We start from the raw sequence: 17369 nt of genomic DNA, 5'->3' as shown, positions 1-17369 counted from the left end.
CGGAGAGAGCAATGGCACGTAACGAAGCAAGTGAAGCCACGGACGGGCTGCAGGAAAAACTGATCAGCGTGAACCGGGTGGCCAAGGTCGTGAAAGGCGGCCGGCAATTCCGTTTCGCTGCGCTGACCGTGGTCGGTGACGGCGACGGCCGCGTGGGCTACGGCTATGGCAAGGCACGCGAGGTGCCGCTGGCGATCCAGAAGGCGATGCAGCAGGCGCGCCAGAACATGAAAACCGTGTCGCTGCGCGACGGCACGCTGCACTACGCGATCAATGGCCGCCATGGTGCCGCAACGGTATTCATGCAGCCGGCGTCGGAGGGCACCGGGGTGATCGCCGGTGGCGCGATGCGTGCCGTGCTCGAGGTCGCCGGGGTGCGGAACGTGCTCGCCAAATGCGTCGGTTCGCGCAATCCGATCAACGTCGTGCAGGCCACGATCGACGGTCTGGGTGCGGTGCATGATCCGGAGTGGGTCGCGGCCAAGCGCGGCAAGACGCTCGAAGAAATCACGGGTTGATGATGAACAAGCTCAAGCTTACGCTGGTGCGGTCGACTGCGGGCCGCCTGGCCAATCACAAGGCCTGCGTGCGCGGGCTCGGCCTGCGCCGCACGCAAAGTACCTCGGTGGTGGATGCCACGCCGGAGAATCTGGGCATGGTGCGCAAGGTCGCCTACCTGCTCAAGGTCGAGGAGGTCTGACCATGCGCATGAATGAACTGCTGCCGGTTCCGGGATCGCGGTCCAAGGGCAAGAGGCTCGGGCGGGGGATCGGGTCCGGGCTGGGCAAGACCGGAGGCCGCGGCCACAAGGGGCAGAAATCTCGCTCGGGCGGCTATCACAAGGTCGGATTCGAGGGCGGCCAGATGCCGCTGCAGCGCCGGTTGCCGAAGGTCGGCTTCCGTTCCCGCAGCGCGCTGGTCACCGCCGAGGTCCGGCTGCACGAGCTGGCGAAGGTCTCAGGCGACGTGACCCTCGAGTCGCTCAAGGGTGCCGGGCTGATTTCGGGTAACGCAGCGCGAGCGAAGGTGTTTGCGTCGGGTTCCATCGATAAAGCCGTCGTCGTGCTCGGCATCGGCGTCACGGCCGGCGCGAAGGCCGCGATCGAGGCCGCCGGCGGGCGCGTCGAGGGGTAATCATGGCACGTGGAGCCGCAGCGAGGGGTGCAGGACTGACGGGGTTTTCCGAGCTTCGGCAACGGCTGCTGTTCGTGCTCGGGGCGCTGGTCGTCTACCGTATCGGCACGTTCATTCCGGTCCCGGGGATCAACCCGGTTGCGGTCTCGAGCTTCTTCGAGCAGCACAGCGGCACCATCCTGGACATGTTCAACATGTTCTCGGGAGGTGCGCTGGAGCGCCTGTCGATCTTCGCGCTCGGGGTCATGCCCTATATCTCCGCGGCGATCATCATGCAGTTGCTGGCGGCGACCGTCCCCTACCTGCAGCAACTGAAGAAGGAGGGCGAATCGGGGCGGCGGAAGATCACGCAGTACACGCGTTACGGCACCGTGTTCCTCGCGCTGTTTCAGAGTATCGGGATCGCGATTGCGCTCAACGGGCAGACGATCCAGGGAATGCCGATGGCGCTGATTCCGTCGCACATCTTCATCCCGACGGTGGTGGTGTCGCTGGTGACCGGGACCATGTTCCTTGTTTGGCTGGGCGAGCAGATTACCGAACGGGGGATCGGCAACGGGATCTCGATCATCATCTTTGCGGGCATCGTCGCGGGTCTTCCGGCGGCGATCGGCGGTACGCTCGAGCTCGCCCGAACGGGGGAACTTGCGGCTGCATTCGTGGTTATCCTGCTGGTCCTCGCGCTCGCGGTTACCGCGTTCGTGGTCTTCGTCGAACGCGGGCAACGGCGGATCACGATCAACTATGCCAAGCGCCAGGTAGGCCGCAAGGTGATCGGTGGGCAGTCTAGCCACCTGCCGCTGAAACTGAACATGGCCGGGGTGATTCCGCCGATCTTTGCATCGAGCATCATCCTGTTCCCGGCAACGCTGGGACAATGGTTCGGTCAGGCGGAAGGCATGGGATGGCTTCGCGAGATCTCGACGACCCTTGCGCCCGGCCAGCCGCTGTACGTCACGTTTTACGCGGCGGCAATCATCTTCTTCTGCTTTTTCTATACCGCGCTCGTGTTCAATTCGCGTGAGACGGCCGAGAACCTGAAGAAGCAGGGGGCGTTCATCCCGGGGATTCGGCCGGGCGTGCAGACCGAGCGGTTCATTGACGGCGTGATGACGCGGCTGACGACGGTCGGGGCGATCTACATCACCGCGGTGTGTCTGCTGCCGGAGTTTTTGATCCTGTACTGGAACGTACCGTTCTATTTCGGGGGAACGTCGCTGCTGATCATCGTGATCGTGACGATGGATTTCATGGCACAGCTGCAGGCACACCTGATGTCGCACCAGTACGAAGGTCTGATGCGCAAGGCGAATCTCAAAGGTTTTGGCGGAACCAATATCCGCTAGGGAATTTCGGAGAGCGAAGCAATGAAAGTACGAGCATCTGTCAAGCCGATCTGCCGCAACTGCAAGCTGATCCGGCGCCACGGGGGTCGTTCGGGTGATCTGCTCGGACCCCCGCCACAAGCAGCGCCAAGGTTGAACGCCTTGAGCGGTTTCTGATTTTCGGTTAGAATAGCCGGCTTTGCCGTTTTGATGGAGAGTTTGGATGGCCCGCGTCGCAGGTATCAACATTCCGGACCAGAAGCACACCGTGATCGCGCTGACGTCGATCTACGGCATCGGCAGGACCCGGTCGCTGCAGATCTGCCAGGCGGCAGGGGTTCGGGGAGACATCAAGGTCCGGGATCTGACGGATGCCGAGATCGAGAGTCTGCGCGCCGAGGTCGGGCGGCTCGCGGTCGAGGGTGATCTGCGCCGCGAGATCAACATGAACATCAAGCGGCTGATGGACCTCGGCTGCTACCGCGGGCTGCGGCACCGGCGAGGCCTGCCGCTGCGCGGGCAGCGCACCCGTACGAATGCGCGCACCCGCAAGGGTCCCCGCCGTCCGATTCGCAAGTAATTTTCCTGGGATCTAGTCAATGGCACAACCGCAGTCGAGGACCAAGAAAAAGGTCCGCAAGAACGTGGCCGAGGGCGTGGCGCATGTCTATGCCTCCTTCAATAACACGATCATCACGATCACCGATCGGCAGGGTAATACGCTGAGCTGGGCGACGTCGGGTGGTTCCGGTTTCCGGGGTTCGCGAAAGTCGACGCCGTTTGCTGCGCAGGTGGCGGCGGAGCGTGCGGGCAGCGCGGCGCAGGAGCACGGCGTGAAAAACCTCGAGGTGCTGGTGAAGGGGCCGGGTCCCGGCCGTGAGTCGGCGGTGCGCGCGCTGAACAACGTGGGCTTCAAGATCACGAACATCAGCGACATCACCCCCATTCCGCACAACGGCTGCCGTCCGCCCAAGAAGCGGCGCGTCTAAACCGACCCGGAGTTCTGATCTATGGCCCGTTACACTGGACCGAAATGCAAGCTGTCCCGGCGCGAAGGCGGGGACCTGGGGCTCAAGAGCCGAGCCCGTGCGCTGGAAACGAAATGCAAGCTCGACAAGCCGCCCGGCCAGCATGGGGACCGGCGCACGCGTCTGTCGGATTACGGCGTGCAGCTGCGCGAGAAGCAGAAGCTGCGCCGTACCTACGGCGTGCTCGAGAAGCAGTTCCGAAACTACTACAAGGAAGCGTCGCGGCTCAAGGGGTCGACCGGCGAGAATCTGCTGCGCCTGCTCGAAGGGCGGCTGGACAATGTCGTGTACCGGATGGGCTTTGGCTGCACGCGGGCCGAGGCGCGCCAGTTGGTGTCGCATCGCGCGATCCTGGTGAACGGGCGCACCGTTAACATTGCCTCCTACCAGGTGTCGCCGGCCGACGTGATCAGCGTGCGGGAGGGGGCGCGCAAGCAGGTTCGGATTAAGGACGCGGTGACGCTGGCGGAGCAGGCAGGGATTCCGAGCTGGATCGAGGTGGACAGTGGCAAGCTGGAAGGCGTGTTCAAGGCGTTTCCCGATCGCTCCGACCTGCCCGCCGACATCAATGAGTCGCTGGTGGTCGAGCTGTACTCGAAGTGAGCCTCGCGGCGGGAGTGGAAATGCAAGCGAACGAGTTGGTCAACAAGCAGCACATCGAGGTCGAGGCGGAGAACCGCAACAAGGCGCGGGTGGTGCTGGAACCGCTTGAGCGGGGCTTCGGCCATACGCTCGGTAACGCGTTGCGGCGAGTGCTGCTGTCGTCGATTCCCGGTGCCGCGATCGTCGAGGTCGAGATCGAGGGTGTGCTGCACGAGTATTCGACGATCGAAGGGGTGCAGGAGGACGTCGTTGATATCCTGCTGAACCTGAAGGGTGTCGCATTGCGCATGCACAGCCGCGAGGAGGCGACGTTGTCGCTACGCAAGCGCGGGCCCTGTGTGGTAACCGCCGGAGACATCGCGCTAGATCACGATGTCGAAGTGGTGAACCCCGAACACGTGATTGCCAATATCGCGAAGAATGTCGAGTTGGCGATGTCGTTGCGGCTGCGCAAGGGGCGCGGCTACGAGCCGGTAGCTGCGCGGCGGCAGGGCGAGATGCAGGACAGCACGATCGGGCGGCTGATGCTGGACGCGAGCTTCAGCCCGATCCGGCGGGTCGCGTATCGGGTCGAGAGTGCGCGTCTCGCGCAGCGCACCGACATGGACCGTCTCGTGCTCGAACTTGAGACCAATGGCGCGATTGCCCCGGACGACGCGGTGCGTCATGCGGCCGGAATCCTGCAGGGTCAGTTGGCGCCGTTCGTCGATCTGAAGGAAACGGCACGTGAAGCCCACGCGGTCAGTGGAGGGGCGGTCGACCCGGTGCTGCTGCGGCCGGTGGACGAGCTCGAGCTGACCGTGCGCTCGGCGAACTGTCTGAAGGCGGAGAACATCTATCACATTGGCGACCTGGTCCAGCGCACGGAAGTGGAGCTGCTGAGGACGCCGAACCTCGGGAAGAAATCGCTGACCGAGATCAAGGACACACTGGCCAGTCATGGCCTCTCGCTGGGGATGCGGCTCGAAAGCTGGCCGCCGCCCGGGCTTCAGGAACCCTCCGAATAATTCCCGGTTTCGTTCGGGCACAAGAACTCAGGTAAGCACAGATGCGTCATCGCAATATCGGTCGGCAGCTCAGCCGCAACAGCTCCCATCGCAAGGCGACCCTGCAGGCGCTGACCGTCGCCCTGCTGCGTCATGAACTCATCAAGACCACGCTGCCCAAGGCGAAGGAACTGCGCCGGGTCGCGGAGCCCCTGATCACGATGGGCAAGAATGATTCGGTGCATACGCGCCGGGTCGCCTTTTCGAGGCTGCGTGACAAGGAGATCGTCGGCAAGCTGTTCACCGAGATCGGGCCCCGGTTCCAGGAACGTCCGGGCGGCTACCTGCGCATCCTGAAATGCGGGTACCGTGCCGGCGACAATGCGCCGATGGCCTACGTCGAACTGGTCGATCGGTCCGACGCCGTCAGCGCCGACTGAACGCCCGGAACGCGATGCTCGGGAGGCCGGCCATGTGCCGGCCTCTTCGTTTTTGGAGGTGCGGTAGCTGTCATGCGCGGTGTACGCGGGCGGGCGCGAGCATGGGGGCCAGGAAGCGCCCGGTGTGGCTCGCGCGGCAGGCAGCGACGGTTTCCGGTGCTCCGGCGGTCAGGATGCGGCCCCCGTGGTCGCCGCCTTCGGGCCCGATGTCGATCAGCCAGTCGCTGGTCTTGATTACGTCGAGGTTGTGCTCGATCACGACCAGCGTGTTGCCGTGGTCGCGCAGGCGGTGCAGCACCGCGAGCAGTTGCTCGACGTCGTGGAAATGCAGGCCGGTGGTGGGCTCGTCGAGGATGTAGAGCGTGCGTCCGGTATCGCGTTTCGAGAGTTCGCGAGCGAGCTTGATGCGCTGCGCCTCGCCGCCGGAAAGCGTGGTGGCGTTCTGGCCGAGCTGGATGTATGCGAGCCCGACGTCCATCAGCGTGTCCAGCTTGCGCCGGATGACGGGGACCGGTGCGAAGAACTCGAGTGCGTCCTCAACGGTCATCTCGAGCACTTCGTGGATGTTGCGGCCCTTGTAGCGCACCTCGAGCGTTTCGCGGTTGTACCGCTGACCGCGACAGACGTCGCAGGGTACGAAGACGTCGGGCAGGAAGTGCATCTCCACCTTGATCACCCCGTCGCCCTGGCAGGCCTCGCAGCGTCCGCCACGCACGTTGAACGAGAACCGCCCGGGCCGGTAGCCGCGCGAGCGGGCCTCGGCGGTCGCGGCAAACAGTTCCCGGATCGGCGTGAACAGGCCGGTGTAGGTCGCGGGGTTGGACCGCGGAGTGCGTCCGATCGGACTCTGGTCGATGTCGACGACCTTGTCGATCCACTCGAGGCCGTCGATGCCCGCGTGGGCGGCGACCGGGTGCGTGCTGCGATGCAGTGCGTTCGCGACCGCCGGATACAGCGTGTCGTTGACCAACGTCGACTTGCCGGAACCCGATACGCCGGTCACGCAGGTCAGCAGGCCGACCGGGAAGGCGGCGTCGATGTCCTTGAGGTTGTTGCCGCGGGCGCCCCGGACCATGAGAATTCGCTCGGGGTCGGGATCACGGCGCTGGGCGGGCACCGCGATCGCGCGCCGGCCGTTGAGGTAGGCGCCGGTCAGCGATTCCGGGTGCCGTGCAACCTTTTCCGGGGTGCCGGCGGCGACGATTGCGCCACCGTGGCGGCCGGCTCCGGGACCGATGTCGACCACGAAATCCGCCCGCCGGATGGCCTCCTCGTCGTGTTCCACGACCACGACCGTGTTGCCTAGGTCGCGCAGGTTCGTCAGGGTGCGCAGCAGGCGCTCGTTGTCGCGCTGGTGCAATCCGATCGACGGCTCGTCCAGAATGTACATCACGCCGACCAGCGCCGAACCGATCTGCGAGGCGAGCCGGATCCGCTGTGCCTCGCCGCCGGAAAGCGTCTCGGCGGACCGGTCGAGGGTCAGGTAATCGAGCCCGACGTCGACCAGAAAGCCGAGCCGGGCGTTGATCTCGCGGACGATCTTGTCGGCGATGCGGGCAAACCTCCCGGGCAGCCGCAGGTCGTGGAAGAAGGCGCGGGCGTCCGCGACACTCATCCGGGTCACGGCAGGAAGGTTGGATCCGTTGACGAAGACATGGCGGGCCGCGGTGTTCAGGCGCGCGCCGTCGCATTCCGGACACGCGTGGCTGGCCAGATACCGGCCGAGCTCCTCGCGGACCGCGGCGGAATCGGTCTCGCGGTAACGTCGCTCGAGGTTCGGGATCACGCCCTCGAACGGCCGCTGTTCGCTGCGCGAGCGCCCGTCGAGCCCCTGCTGGCTGAACCGGATTTTCTCGGTGCCGGAGCCGTGCAGGATCACTGCACGCACCGAGGCGGGAAGATCCAACCAGGGGGTCTCGACATCGAAGCCGTAATGCCGCGCGAGACTCTTCAGCAGGCTGAAATACCAGGCGTTCCGGCGATCCCAGCCGCGCACGGCACCGCCCGCGAGGCTCAGTTCGGGCATCGCGACGACACGTTCGGGGTCGAAGAACTGGCGGACCCCAAGGCCGTCGCACGCCGGGCAGGCGCCGGCTGGGTTGTTGAACGAGAACAGCCGCGGCTCGAGTTCGCGGATGGCGTAACCGCAGACCGGGCACGCAAAGCGCGCGGAGAAGACCAACGGCGCCCGGTCCGGCTCGTCCATCCACGCGACCAGCGCGAGTCCCTCGGCCAGTTCGGTGGCGGTCTCGAACGACTCGGCCAGGCGCTGGCGCAGGTCGTCGCGGACCTTGAAACGGTCGATTACGATCTCGATGTCGTGCTTGCGCTTCGGGTCGATCGGCGGCAACGCATCAAGTTCGAAGATCTCTCCGTTGATGCGCGCACGCAGGAAGCCCTGCGCGCGCATCGCCTCCAACTGCCGGGTGTGCTCGCCCTTGCGCCCCCGCACGATCGGTGCCAGCAGCATCAAGCGCTCTCCGGCGGGCAGTGCCAGCACCTGGTCGACCATCTGCGAGATGGTCTGGGCCGCGAGGGTCTCGTCGTGTTCCGGGCAGCGCGGTTCGCCCGCGCGCGCAAACAGCAGGCGCAGATAATCGTAGATCTCGGTAATGGTGCCGACCGTGGAGCGCGGGTTGTGCGACGTGCTCTTCTGCTCGATCGAGATCGCGGGCGACAGTCCCTCGATCAGATCCACGTCGGGCTTTTCCATCATCGACAGGAACTGACGCGCATAGGTCGACAGGCTCTCGACATACCGCCGCTGGCCCTCGGCGAACAGCGTGTCGAAGGCCAGCGACGACTTGCCCGAACCGGAGACGCCGGTGACCACGATGAGCCGCTCCCGCGGCAGATCCAGGTCGATGTCTTTCAGGTTGTGCGTGCGTGCGCCGCGGATCTTGATCGTGCTCATCCGGCCCCCCGGGGGTGGTGACGGCCTTGCGCCCAGCCCGCTATGGTAGCACCCTGCCGCCGGTGCCCGGCCTTCCAGCCGTGGCCCGGGCAGGAATCGCGTTGGGTGCCGGCCCCGGCCCTGCGACGGAAGGGCGGGCCTGCTCGCCCTTCCCTGCGCCGTCATTCCCTGTAAGATTCGGCAACGTTCACCCTGCGTGACAGGAGCGGCTGCAGCACCCATGACTCCCCTGGAACTCCGTGCCACCTCGGGGCTCGCCGCGATCTACGCGGTGCGGATGGCCGGCCTGTTCATGATCCTGCCGGTGTTCATGCTCTACGCGGACGTGCTGCCCTCGGCCACGCCGCTCCTGATGGGGCTGGCGCTGGGGATCTACGGCCTGACCCAGGCCATGCTGCAGATCCCGTTCGGGATGCTTTCGGACCGGGTCGGGCGCAAGCCGCTGATTGCGCTTGGGCTTGCCCTGTTCATCGCGGGCAGCGTGATCGCCGCAATGGCGGAAAGCGTGTACGGCATCATCCTCGGGCGCGCGCTGCAGGGTGCCGGGGCGGTAGCTGCGGCGGTGCTGGCGCTCACCGCCGATCTGATCGCCGAGGAGCGCCGCACCCGTGCGCTGGCGGCGATCGGGCTGACCATCGGGCTGACGTTCACCGCATCGATGGTGCTGGGACCGGTGGTCGACCGATGGTTTGGACTGGCCGGGATCTTCTGGCTGACCGCGCTGCTGGGCCTGCTGGCATTACTGCTGCTGTTCACCTGGGTGCCGCAGCCGGCTCGTTCGCGGCCGCACCCGGACATGGTGCCCGTGCCCGGCGGGTTGCGCGGCGTGCTGCATGACCCCGAGCTGCTGCGGTTGAACGCGGGTATCTTCATCCTGCACCTGACGCTGGCGGCGAACTTCCTCGTGCTGCCGCTGACGCTGGTGAACCGCCTCGGGCTGGACCCGGCCCAGCACTACCTCGTCTACCTTCCGGTGCTGCTGCTGGGGTTCGGGCTGATGATTCCCGCGGTGATCCGCGCTGAACGCCAGCGTGCGCTGAAGCCCGCGCTGATCGGTGCGATCACGGTACTGATCGCGGTGCAGGCTATGCTGCCGTTCTCTGGTCACTGGGTCACGCTGGGGCTCGCGCTGGTGCTGTTTTTCGCCGCCTTCAACCTGCTGGAAGCGGCGCTGCCCTCGTTGGTCGCGAAGACCGCGCCGGTCGCGTCGAAGGGAACCGCGATGGGGGTCTTCTCCAGCTGCCAGTTCCTCGGGATCTTTGCCGGCGGTATGCTCGGCGGCGCGGTGTTGACCCACGGCGGCAGCGCCGCGGTCTTCGGGTTGGGGCTCGCGGCGGCACTGCTCTGGTTCTGGGCCGCGGTCACGATGGCCCCTCCGAGCCACCTGGCGAACCGGGCCTATGCCTTTCCCGACGCCTGGAAACAGGCATCCGCGCAACTGAACGCGCGCCTGGCGGAGCTCGCCGGTGTGGCGGAGGTGCGCGTGAGCGCAAGCGAGGCGGCGGTCTACCTGAAAGTCGATCCGGGCCGGTTCGACGAAACGGCGCTGCGGGATCTGTTCCGCCGCGGCACGCCCGGTGGTGGCAGAACCTCCTCGCGTGTCTGACGGCCGTGGAGCGCCGTGCGATCGGGACATCGGCAAGCACGAAGGGATTCGGCCGCAGCGCCAGCTTCCATGGTGCCCAGCCACCACCCGTGACCCTGAACAAGCGTAGGGCGGAAAAGGCCGAGGGCCGTCATCGGCATGCCCACGCACGCTGGGGTCGCCACGGGCGCCGGGGCGCTCCGAACACCGCACGGCGGATGACGGCTGCGCGGTTCCGTCCTGCACGAAGCCCCGAGGCGACCCGTGTTGTTTCATGTAAGGGCTGCCGATAAGGGCTGCCGAACTCATCGGTCACCGGCGGCCGCGAGAATGCGGGTGACGATGGGGGTCTTCGCGGCAGTATACGCGGCGCGGTCGTACCGGTGCAGCCGGGCCAGCCGGCGTTTCTCGTGCTCGTACCGCGCAACCCACTCGGGATGGGCGCGCAACGCGTCGCGGAACTCCAGCCATGCCCGCCAGTGAGGCGACCGCCGGTGGACGACGTGCAGGTGGACCCGGGCCGGCTGGCCCAGGCGGAAGAAATGTCGCCCGCGCAGGCCAAAGGTTCCGTAATAGCGGTACCCCAGCGCTTCCAGCGCCCGGATCAGCCGGGGGCTTGCCGCGGGCAGGTTGACCGCGACCGCGATGTCGATGATCGGCTTGGCGGCCATCCCGGGGACGGCGGTGCTGCCGATGTGCTCGGCTGCCAGGAATCCGGGAATGCGGGCCGCCCGCAGCCGTTGTGCCTCGCGCCGGAACTCGGTGGGCCACGACGCATCGTATCCGACGAGGGTCACGCCGTCGTCGGAATGTTCGGTCATTGCTTCCGTGTGCATCGGTTCGCGCCCGCATGCATGCCCCCGCCCGGTGGTCGCGGGGCCGGGGCAGCCCGGGGGATTCTTCTCCCCGTTGGCCCGTGGCGGTGGTTTCCGGTGCCAATCCGCGGCGCGGGCCTTGCGGGGTGCCGGTGCAGCCGAGGACAGGCCTGAATCCGAGGAGGCCGACGGGTGTGCTGACCGGGGGCACGTGGCGACCGCATTGCGGCGGCTATCTTCCCAACACCTGCGCTCGCGGGATGCTCCCCCATCACGAGACAATAGCAGCGAATGGAGTCGATAAACTTCGACCGAATCCACAGACCCACGCCGTGTCGAAGCCCTGCCATGGGCGGCGGAGCCGCAAAGACGCTGGCCGATCGCCGTCGCCGCGGTGGCTTGGTACACTACGCGCCCCGATCCAGCGCGCGAACGACAAGGAGCAGCCATGGCCCGCGGAGTGAACAAGGTGATTCTGCTCGGCAACCTCGGTGCCGACCCCGAAAAACGCGAGACGCCATCGGGCCTGACGATCACGAACCTGCGTATCGCGACCAGCGAGCAGTGGACGGACAAGCAGACCGGCGAGAAGCGCGAGAATACCGAATGGCACCGCGTGGTGCTGTTCGGGCGGCTGGGCGACATTGCCGCCGATTACCTGAGCAAGGGCTCGCAGGTCTACATCGAGGGGCGCATCCAGACCCGCAAGTGGCAGGGGCAGGACGGCCAGGATCGCTATACCACCGAGATCGTGGCCAACGAGATGCAGCTGCTCGGCGGCCGTGGCGGGTCGTCGGGTGGTGCGGGCGGCTCCGGTGGCGACTACGGCAGCCGCAACCAGGGTTCGCAGGAACCGCCCTGGGACCAGCAGGGCGGCGGCCCTTCGGGCGGGCGCGGGATACAGGACGATGACGTACCCTTCTGATACACCGGAGGTGCGGGCCGCACCGGAGCCGCCCGCGGCGATCCGCAGGGTCTACATCCAGACCCACGGCTGCCAGATGAACGAATACGATTCGGGGCGCATGTTCGATGCGCTGCGCGAACTGCACGGCGCCGAGCTGACCGACGACCCGGCCGCGGCCGACCTGCTGCTGCTGAACACCTGCTCGATCCGCGAGAAGGCGCAGGAAAAGGTGTTCTCGCTGCTCGGGCGCTGGCGCGCGCTGAAGGAGCGCCGCCCCGGAGTGATCATCGGCGTCGGCGGCTGCGTGGCCAGCCAGGAGGGTGCTGCGCTGCGCTCGCGTGCGCCGTTCGTCGATCTGGTGTTCGGGCCGCAGACCCTGCACCGCCTGCCGGCGTTGATCCGGCAGGTACAGTGCACCCGCGCGCCCGTGGTCGATATCAGTTTCCCCGAGATCGAGAAGTTCGACCGCCTGCCCGAGCCGCGCGCGACCGGTGCCAGCGCGTTCGTGTCGGTGATGGAGGGCTGCAGCAAGTACTGCAGCTTCTGTGTCGTTCCCTACACTCGTGGCGAGGAGATCAGCCGCCCGTTCGACGACGTGATCGCTGAGGTCGTCGGCCTCGCCGCCCAGGGGGTCAAGGAGATCAACCTGCTGGGGCAGAACGTGAACGCCTACCGGGGCCCGATGCACGACGGTGAGATGGCCGATCTGGCGCTGTTGATCCACTACGTGGCCGCAATCGACGGTATCGAGCGGATCCGCTTCACCACCTCGCATCCGGTCGAATTCTCCGACCGCCTGATTCAGGCCTACGCTGACGAGCGGAAGCTCGTCAGCCACCTCCACCTGCCGGTGCAGAGCGGCTCCGACCGCATTCTGGCGCAGATGAAGCGCGGCCACACGGTGCTCGAGTACAAGTCGAAGATCCGCCGCCTGCGTGAACTGCGGCCGGACCTGGACCTGTCCTCGGACTTCATCGTCGGCTTCCCCGGCGAGACTGATGCCGACCATGCAGCGACTCTGCGCCTGGTCGAGGAACTGAACTTCGATTTCTCGTTCAGCTTCATCTACAGCCCGCGGCCCGGCACCCCGGCCGCCGCGCTCCCGGATGATGTGCCGCTGGCGGTGAAAAAGGCCCGGTTGCAGGAATTGCAGGCGCTGATCGAGTCCCAGGGGCGGGCGCGCAACCGTACAATGGTCGGCGGATCGGAACGGGTGCTGGTCGAAGGCCGCTCGCGCCGCGACCCGTCGCAACTGGCCGGACGCACCGCGAACAATCGCGTCGTCAATTTCGAGGGCCCCGCGGCGTGGATCGGGCGGATGGTCGATTTGCGGATTACCGAGGCGCAGCCGCATTCTCTGCGGGGTATACCCGTTTGCGGCGGCGCCGCGGCGCGGGGCCAACGTCCCCCGGCCCATGTCGCAGAATCGCGCTGATTTTACCCTCGAACCGGGGGACGCCGAGACGCTGTCGCGCCTGTCCGGCCCGTTGGACGCCCATCTGCGGCTGATCGAGGGGCGCTTGGGCGTGCATGTGCACAACCGCGGACCCCGATTCAACGTCACTGGGCCCGAGGCCGCGGTGCGCGCGGCCGCCTCGCTGATCCAGGAACTGCACCGCATGGCCCAGGACGAACCGGTATCGCTGGAGCAGGTGCACACGGCGCTGCAGGCGGCCCATATCGCGGACCTGCCCGACCAGGAGCCCCGGGAACCGGTGTTGCGTCTGCGCCGGGCGGTAATCCGGGGCCGAGGTCCCCGGCAGATCCAGTACCTGCGGGCGATCGCGCATGCCGATCTGAATTTCGGGATCGGCCCGGCCGGCACCGGCAAGACCTATCTCGCGGTGGCCGCGGCGGTGGCGGCGCTGGAACAGGACCGGGTGCGCCGGCTGGTGCTGGTGCGCCCCGCGGTCGAAGCGGGCGAGCGCCTCGGTTTTCTCCCCGGCGACCTGGCGCAGAAGATCGACCCCTACCTGCGCCCGATGTACGACGCCCTGTACGAGTTGCTCGGTTTCGACCAGGTCGCCCGCCTGATGGAGCGGCAGGTCATCGAGGTTGCGCCGCTGGCGTACATGCGCGGGCGCACGCTGAATGAGTCGTTCATCATCCTCGACGAGGCGCAGAACACCACGGTCGAGCAGATGAAGATGTTCCTGACCCGCATCGGCTTCGGTTCGAGCGCGGTGGTGAACGGCGACGTGACCCAGGTCGACCTTCCGCGGGGGCAGCTGTCCGGACTACGGCATGCGGCGAAAATCCTCGACGGGGTCGAGGGTGTGAGCATCACCCGCTTCAAGGCCGAGGACGTGGTGCGCCACCCGCTGGTGCAGCGCATCGTCGAGGCCTACGAGGCGCAGGGCGAAACCCGGGGTACGCAACGCGATGCTTGAGGTGCAGGCGCAGTACGCACTGGGCCGCGCTGGCTGGCCCGCGCCCGCCACGCTGCACCGCGCCGCCCGCGCGGCCTGGCGCGGCAGTGGGCCGGCACAGGTGACGCTGCGCGTGGTGGACGCCGACGAGGGTCGGGCGCTCAACCAGGCGTTCCGCGGCCGTGCGCGTGCGACCAATGTCCTGTCGTTCCCGGCGCTGGGCGCGAATCCGGGCTACCTTGGCGACATCGTGCTGTGCGCGCCGGTGCTGGCCGATGAGGCCCGGGAGCAGCACAAATCGCTCGCAGCCCATTTCGCGCACATGGTGGTGCACGGCATGCTGCACCTGCAGGGCATGGAGCACGAACGCGCCGCCGAGGCCGAGGCCATGGAAGCGATTGAGCGCGAGATCCTTGCCGGTTTAGGCTATCCGGACCCCTATGCGGAGCCCGCGTGAACGACGCGCGCTGTACCGACGGGCCGTATCGCTGGCCGTGGCTCGATCTGCGGGACGGCCGGCCATGGCCGACGCTGGCGTTGCCCCCTCCGGAGCCGATTCGACCATGATCACAGGGGCTCACCCGAACCCGCGCCGGTTGCCGATCGCCCGTCCCGGCGGGGACGGGCGGCGCCGGTGGCTGCCGGGCATGCGCTGCTGCCTCCTTGCCGCGCCCGCGGTCACGCAGCGGGATCCGGTTCCTGTCCGGCCTGCGGGGTCGCGCTCGCCGCAGCCGTTCCGCTGATGTCCGACTCCGCGCGATCCGAGGGCCCACCGCTGCGCGGCTTGCTCGACCGCCTCGGCGCGTTACTTTCCAGCGAGCCGCGCGACCGCGACCAGCTGCTGGAACTCCTGCGGGCGGCGCATGCACGCGAGTTGATCGATCCGGAGGCCCTGGCAATGCTCGAGGGCGTCCTCCATGTGGCGGAAATGCAGGTGCGCGACATCATGGTGCCGCGCGCGCAGATGGACGTGGTGCGCCGCGATGCGACGCTTGGCGAGATCCTGCCGGACGTCGTCGCCTCCGCGCATTCGCGCCTTCCGGTGATCGCCGACAATCGCGATGAGGTCGCCGGCATCCTGCTGGCGAAGGACCTGCTGCGCTTTTTCGCCGGTGCCGGCGAGGAGGCCTTCGACATGCAGGAGATCCTGCGCCCGGCGGTATTCGTCCCCGAGAGCAAGCGACTCAACGTGCTGCTGAAGGAGTTCCGCCTGAGCCGGAACCACATGGCCATCGTCGTCGACGAGTACGGGGGGGTCGCGGGCCTGGTCACCATCGAGGACGTGCTCGAACAGATCGTCGGCGAGATCGAGGACGAGCACGATGTCGACGATTACCTGACGCAGATCATGCAGCATCCCGGCGATCGCTACACGATCAAGGCGCTGACCCCGATCGAGGAGTTCAACAGCTACTTTCAGACCGCCTACAGCGAGGAAGACTTCGACACCATCGGCGGCCTGCTGCTGTCCCGCTTCGGGCACGTCCCGCGCCGCGGCGAGACCGTGGTCGTCGATGGCATGGAGTTCCGCGTGCTGCGGGCCGACAACCGCCGGCTGCACCTGGTCGAGATGCGCCGCGTCGCGGCGTCTGGTGCCGGTGACGGTTCGACGACCTGAACGCGCTTTCCTGTCCGCCCGCGCGGAAGGGACCGGCGCTGGGTGGGGTCGCCGCGGAGAGGCCGTGCACGCCGACCACGGGGTGAATACACTGCAGCGGATGGCTGTTCCGGCAAACCCCGATTCCATACCACCTGTCCCCGGTCCGCTGCTGCGTCTCGGGGCGCATTCCGTCACCGGCTGGCCGGCCACCCTGCTGTCGTTGCTGGCCGGTGCGACGCTGGTGCTGGCCTTCGCACCTTTCGATCACTACCTGCTGGCACCATTGTCGCTGGCGCTGTGGTTTGCACTGCTGCGCGGGGCCGGTCCGCGTCATGCGCTGCGCCATGGCTATGCCTTCGGGCTCGGCCTGTTTGGAGCGGGTGCGAACTGGATCTTCAACAGCCTGCTGATTTTCGGCGAGGCGCCGCTGGTCGTCGCGACGCTGATCACCGCGCTGTTCGTGCTCTACCTGGCGCTGTACCCGGCGTTGCTCGCCTGGATCGCGGCGCGCTTGTTCGGTCGTGCGCGACTGCTGTCCTGGCTGCTCGCGCTCGCCGGCGGTTTCGTGCTGCTCGAGGCGTTGCGCGGCTGGTTCCTGTCGGGGTTCCCCTGGCTGCTGATCGGCCACACGCTGCTGGACAGCCCGGCGCGCGGCTGGCTGCCCGTCGCGGGCGAGGCCGGGGCCGGTCTGGTGGTGGCGCTGGCTGCGGTCGCGCTGGTGCTGCTGGGCGCACGGCGCTTCGTGGCCGGGCTGGTGCTGCTGGCCATGCTGCTGGCGTCCTCCGCGGGGAACGCGCTCTGGAACGGTTTGCAGCCTGCGCCGTCCGCGCTGCGCGTCGCGATCGTGCAGGGCAATATCGAGCAGTCGCGCAAATGGGCCGACGACGGCATCGACTACGCGCTGTCGCTGTACTCCGGCCTGAGCCGGGAGGCCGGGGACGTCGACCTGCTGGTCTGGCCCGAGACCGCGATTCCGGCGTTCTATTTCGAGGTGTACGAGCCGCTGGAGGTGCTGTCGCTGGACCTGGAGGCCTGGGGCACGGAACTGGTCACCGGGATCTTCGACTACGATCCGGCGACACGCGCGATGTACAACAGCATCCGCCATATCCCGAGTGGCGCGACCTACGACAAGCGCCAGCTGGTGCCATTCGGCGAGTTCCTGCCGTTTCGCGATCGGGTCGCCTGGCTCGACCGCCTGCTCGATATCCCGATGTCCGACCTGACGCCCGGTACCGGTTCCGGGCGGGTCGCGATGGCCGGCCTGGTCGCCGGGCTGTCGGTCTGCTACGAGGCCGCGTATTCCCGGCGCATCCGCGCCGCGCTGCCGGAGGCGGGCTTTCTGCTGAACGTCAGCAACGACGCCTGGTTCGGCGATACCCTGGCTCCGCACCAGCACCTGCAGATTGCGCGGGTGCGCGCGCTGGAGATGGGCCGGCCGTTGATTCGCGCGACCAACACCGGGGTGTCCGCGCTGATCGATGCGGACGGGCGGCTCACCGCGCGCGCCGGGCTGTTCACCCGCGAGGTGCTGACCGGAGAGATCCAGCCCCGGCAGGGCTATACGCCCGCGGCGCGTTTCGGCCCCTGGCCCGCGCTGCTGGTCGCGCTGCTGCTGGTCCTGCCGGCCGGGCGGGCACGGCGCGGTCGCGCGGCGTGAGCC

At 67.3% G+C, this 17369-nt stretch carries 18 protein-coding genes and 1 pseudogene; 17 read left to right on the top strand and 2 right to left on the bottom strand.

Annotated features, from left to right (window positions below; all coding sequences use genetic code 11):
• Positions 1 to 11 precede the first annotated feature (11 nt).
• The 10 genes and pseudogenes from rpsE (at position 12) to rplQ (ending at position 5516) form a co-directional block, all read left to right on the top strand.
• Positions 12 to 518, top strand: coding sequence for a 30S ribosomal protein S5 (gene rpsE / locus TVNIR_RS12045; protein WP_015259313.1), 507 nt, complete (start codon positions 12 to 14; stop codon positions 516 to 518).
• A gap of 2 nt (positions 519 to 520) precedes the next feature.
• On the top strand, positions 521 to 700 hold the full coding sequence (rpmD, locus tag TVNIR_RS12040) for a 50S ribosomal protein L30 (protein ID WP_006747240.1): 180 nt from the start codon (positions 521 to 523) through the stop codon (positions 698 to 700).
• A gap of 2 nt (positions 701 to 702) precedes the next feature.
• On the top strand, positions 703 to 1134 hold the full coding sequence (gene rplO, locus TVNIR_RS12035; RefSeq protein WP_015259311.1) for a 50S ribosomal protein L15: 432 nt from the start codon (positions 703 to 705) through the stop codon (positions 1132 to 1134).
• A 2-nt stretch (positions 1135 to 1136) separates the two neighbouring features.
• Entirely contained in the window at positions 1137 to 2480 is a 1344-nt protein-coding gene (gene secY, locus TVNIR_RS12030; RefSeq protein WP_015259310.1) for a preprotein translocase subunit SecY, read from the top strand.
• Positions 2481 to 2501: 21 nt separating this feature from the next.
• A pseudogene (rpmJ, locus tag TVNIR_RS19185) lies at positions 2502 to 2616 on the top strand (50S ribosomal protein L36).
• Between the two features lie 66 nt (positions 2617 to 2682).
• Positions 2683 to 3039: a 30S ribosomal protein S13 gene (gene rpsM / locus TVNIR_RS12025; RefSeq protein WP_015259309.1), complete on the top strand. Its 357-nt coding sequence runs from the start codon at positions 2683 to 2685 to the stop codon at positions 3037 to 3039.
• A 19-nt stretch (positions 3040 to 3058) separates the two neighbouring features.
• Positions 3059 to 3448 (top strand): 30S ribosomal protein S11, encoded by a 390-nt coding sequence (gene rpsK, locus TVNIR_RS12020; protein WP_006747244.1) that lies wholly within the window; start codon positions 3059 to 3061, stop codon positions 3446 to 3448.
• Positions 3449 to 3469: 21 nt separating this feature from the next.
• The gene (rpsD, locus tag TVNIR_RS12015; protein WP_015259308.1) at positions 3470 to 4090 is read left to right on the top strand and encodes a 30S ribosomal protein S4; all 621 of its coding nucleotides are present in this window, start codon (positions 3470 to 3472) and stop codon (positions 4088 to 4090) included.
• A gap of 20 nt (positions 4091 to 4110) precedes the next feature.
• The gene (locus TVNIR_RS12010) at positions 4111 to 5097 is read left to right on the top strand and encodes a DNA-directed RNA polymerase subunit alpha (RefSeq protein ID WP_043739688.1); all 987 of its coding nucleotides are present in this window, start codon (positions 4111 to 4113) and stop codon (positions 5095 to 5097) included.
• A 41-nt stretch (positions 5098 to 5138) separates the two neighbouring features.
• Positions 5139 to 5516, top strand: coding sequence for a 50S ribosomal protein L17 (rplQ, locus tag TVNIR_RS12005; RefSeq protein WP_015259306.1), 378 nt, complete (start codon positions 5139 to 5141; stop codon positions 5514 to 5516).
• Between the two features lie 70 nt (positions 5517 to 5586).
• Here the strand turns inward: rplQ and uvrA are convergent, their stop codons facing one another.
• Positions 5587 to 8430: an excinuclease ABC subunit UvrA gene (gene uvrA, locus TVNIR_RS12000; RefSeq protein WP_015259305.1), complete on the bottom strand. Its 2844-nt coding sequence runs from the start codon at positions 8428 to 8430 to the stop codon at positions 5587 to 5589.
• A 220-nt stretch (positions 8431 to 8650) separates the two neighbouring features.
• On the opposite strand from uvrA, the gene TVNIR_RS11995 reads away from it, so the two are divergent.
• On the top strand, positions 8651 to 10036 hold the full coding sequence (locus TVNIR_RS11995) for an MFS transporter (RefSeq protein WP_015259304.1): 1386 nt from the start codon (positions 8651 to 8653) through the stop codon (positions 10034 to 10036).
• A gap of 284 nt (positions 10037 to 10320) precedes the next feature.
• Here the strand turns inward: TVNIR_RS11995 and TVNIR_RS20030 are convergent, their stop codons facing one another.
• On the bottom strand, positions 10321 to 10836 hold the full coding sequence (locus tag TVNIR_RS20030; protein ID WP_015259303.1) for a GrpB family protein: 516 nt from the start codon (positions 10834 to 10836) through the stop codon (positions 10321 to 10323).
• Positions 10837 to 11278: 442 nt separating this feature from the next.
• On the opposite strand from TVNIR_RS20030, the gene ssb reads away from it, so the two are divergent.
• The 6 genes from ssb to lnt all read left to right on the top strand — a co-directional run bounded on the left by ssb (position 11279) and on the right by lnt (position 17366).
• Positions 11279 to 11755 carry a single-stranded DNA-binding protein gene (gene ssb / locus TVNIR_RS11985; RefSeq protein WP_015259302.1) on the top strand — a complete coding sequence of 159 codons (477 nt, stop codon included), beginning with the start codon at positions 11279 to 11281 and terminating at the stop codon, positions 11753 to 11755.
• On the top strand, positions 11739 to 13172 hold the full coding sequence (gene miaB / locus TVNIR_RS11980) for a tRNA (N6-isopentenyl adenosine(37)-C2)-methylthiotransferase MiaB (protein WP_015259301.1): 1434 nt from the start codon (positions 11739 to 11741) through the stop codon (positions 13170 to 13172). Before ssb ends, miaB begins: the two co-directional genes overlap by 17 nt.
• Positions 13153 to 14127: a PhoH family protein gene (locus TVNIR_RS11975; protein WP_015259300.1), complete on the top strand. Its 975-nt coding sequence runs from the start codon at positions 13153 to 13155 to the stop codon at positions 14125 to 14127. Before miaB ends, TVNIR_RS11975 begins: the two co-directional genes overlap by 20 nt.
• Positions 14120 to 14563 (top strand): rRNA maturation RNase YbeY, encoded by a 444-nt coding sequence (gene ybeY / locus TVNIR_RS11970; RefSeq protein ID WP_043739686.1) that lies wholly within the window; start codon positions 14120 to 14122, stop codon positions 14561 to 14563. The genes TVNIR_RS11975 and ybeY overlap by 8 nt, the downstream gene beginning before the upstream one ends.
• Positions 14564 to 14848: 285 nt before the next feature.
• Positions 14849 to 15724 (top strand): HlyC/CorC family transporter, encoded by an 876-nt coding sequence (locus TVNIR_RS11965; protein WP_157092275.1) that lies wholly within the window; start codon positions 14849 to 14851, stop codon positions 15722 to 15724.
• A 151-nt stretch (positions 15725 to 15875) separates the two neighbouring features.
• Positions 15876 to 17366: an apolipoprotein N-acyltransferase gene (gene lnt, locus TVNIR_RS11960; RefSeq protein WP_043740624.1), complete on the top strand. Its 1491-nt coding sequence runs from the start codon at positions 15876 to 15878 to the stop codon at positions 17364 to 17366.
• Positions 17367 to 17369 lie beyond the last annotated feature (3 nt).

Origin of the sequence: Thioalkalivibrio nitratireducens DSM 14787 (assembly GCF_000321415.2) — a bacterium.
Taxonomy (GTDB): Bacteria; Pseudomonadota; Gammaproteobacteria; order Ectothiorhodospirales; family Ectothiorhodospiraceae; genus Thioalkalivibrio; species Thioalkalivibrio nitratireducens.
The sequence above is the reverse complement of the archived record's forward strand: the minus strand, read 5'-3'. Positions and strand labels throughout refer to the sequence as shown.

Coding starts and splice junctions, on each gene's coding strand:
- rpsE (WP_015259313.1), top strand. CDS start 12: ATGGCACGTAACGAAGCAAGTGAAGCCACGGACGGGCTGCAGGAAAAA.
- rpmD (WP_006747240.1), top strand. CDS start 521: ATGAACAAGCTCAAGCTTACGCTGGTGCGGTCGACTGCGGGCCGCCTG.
- rplO (WP_015259311.1), top strand. CDS start 703: ATGCGCATGAATGAACTGCTGCCGGTTCCGGGATCGCGGTCCAAGGGC.
- secY (WP_015259310.1), top strand. CDS start 1,137: ATGGCACGTGGAGCCGCAGCGAGGGGTGCAGGACTGACGGGGTTTTCC.
- rpsM (WP_015259309.1), top strand. CDS start 2,683: ATGGCCCGCGTCGCAGGTATCAACATTCCGGACCAGAAGCACACCGTG.
- rpsK (WP_006747244.1), top strand. CDS start 3,059: ATGGCACAACCGCAGTCGAGGACCAAGAAAAAGGTCCGCAAGAACGTG.
- rpsD (WP_015259308.1), top strand. CDS start 3,470: ATGGCCCGTTACACTGGACCGAAATGCAAGCTGTCCCGGCGCGAAGGC.
- TVNIR_RS12010 (WP_043739688.1), top strand. CDS start 4,111: ATGCAAGCGAACGAGTTGGTCAACAAGCAGCACATCGAGGTCGAGGCG.
- rplQ (WP_015259306.1), top strand. CDS start 5,139: ATGCGTCATCGCAATATCGGTCGGCAGCTCAGCCGCAACAGCTCCCAT.
- uvrA (WP_015259305.1), bottom strand. CDS start 8,430: ATGAGCACGATCAAGATCCGCGGCGCACGCACGCACAACCTGAAAGAC.
- TVNIR_RS11995 (WP_015259304.1), top strand. CDS start 8,651: ATGACTCCCCTGGAACTCCGTGCCACCTCGGGGCTCGCCGCGATCTAC.
- TVNIR_RS20030 (WP_015259303.1), bottom strand. CDS start 10,836: ATGACCGAACATTCCGACGACGGCGTGACCCTCGTCGGATACGATGCG.
- ssb (WP_015259302.1), top strand. CDS start 11,279: ATGGCCCGCGGAGTGAACAAGGTGATTCTGCTCGGCAACCTCGGTGCC.
- miaB (WP_015259301.1), top strand. CDS start 11,739: ATGACGTACCCTTCTGATACACCGGAGGTGCGGGCCGCACCGGAGCCG.
- TVNIR_RS11975 (WP_015259300.1), top strand. CDS start 13,153: ATGTCGCAGAATCGCGCTGATTTTACCCTCGAACCGGGGGACGCCGAG.
- ybeY (WP_043739686.1), top strand. CDS start 14,120: ATGCTTGAGGTGCAGGCGCAGTACGCACTGGGCCGCGCTGGCTGGCCC.
- TVNIR_RS11965 (WP_157092275.1), top strand. CDS start 14,849: ATGTCCGACTCCGCGCGATCCGAGGGCCCACCGCTGCGCGGCTTGCTC.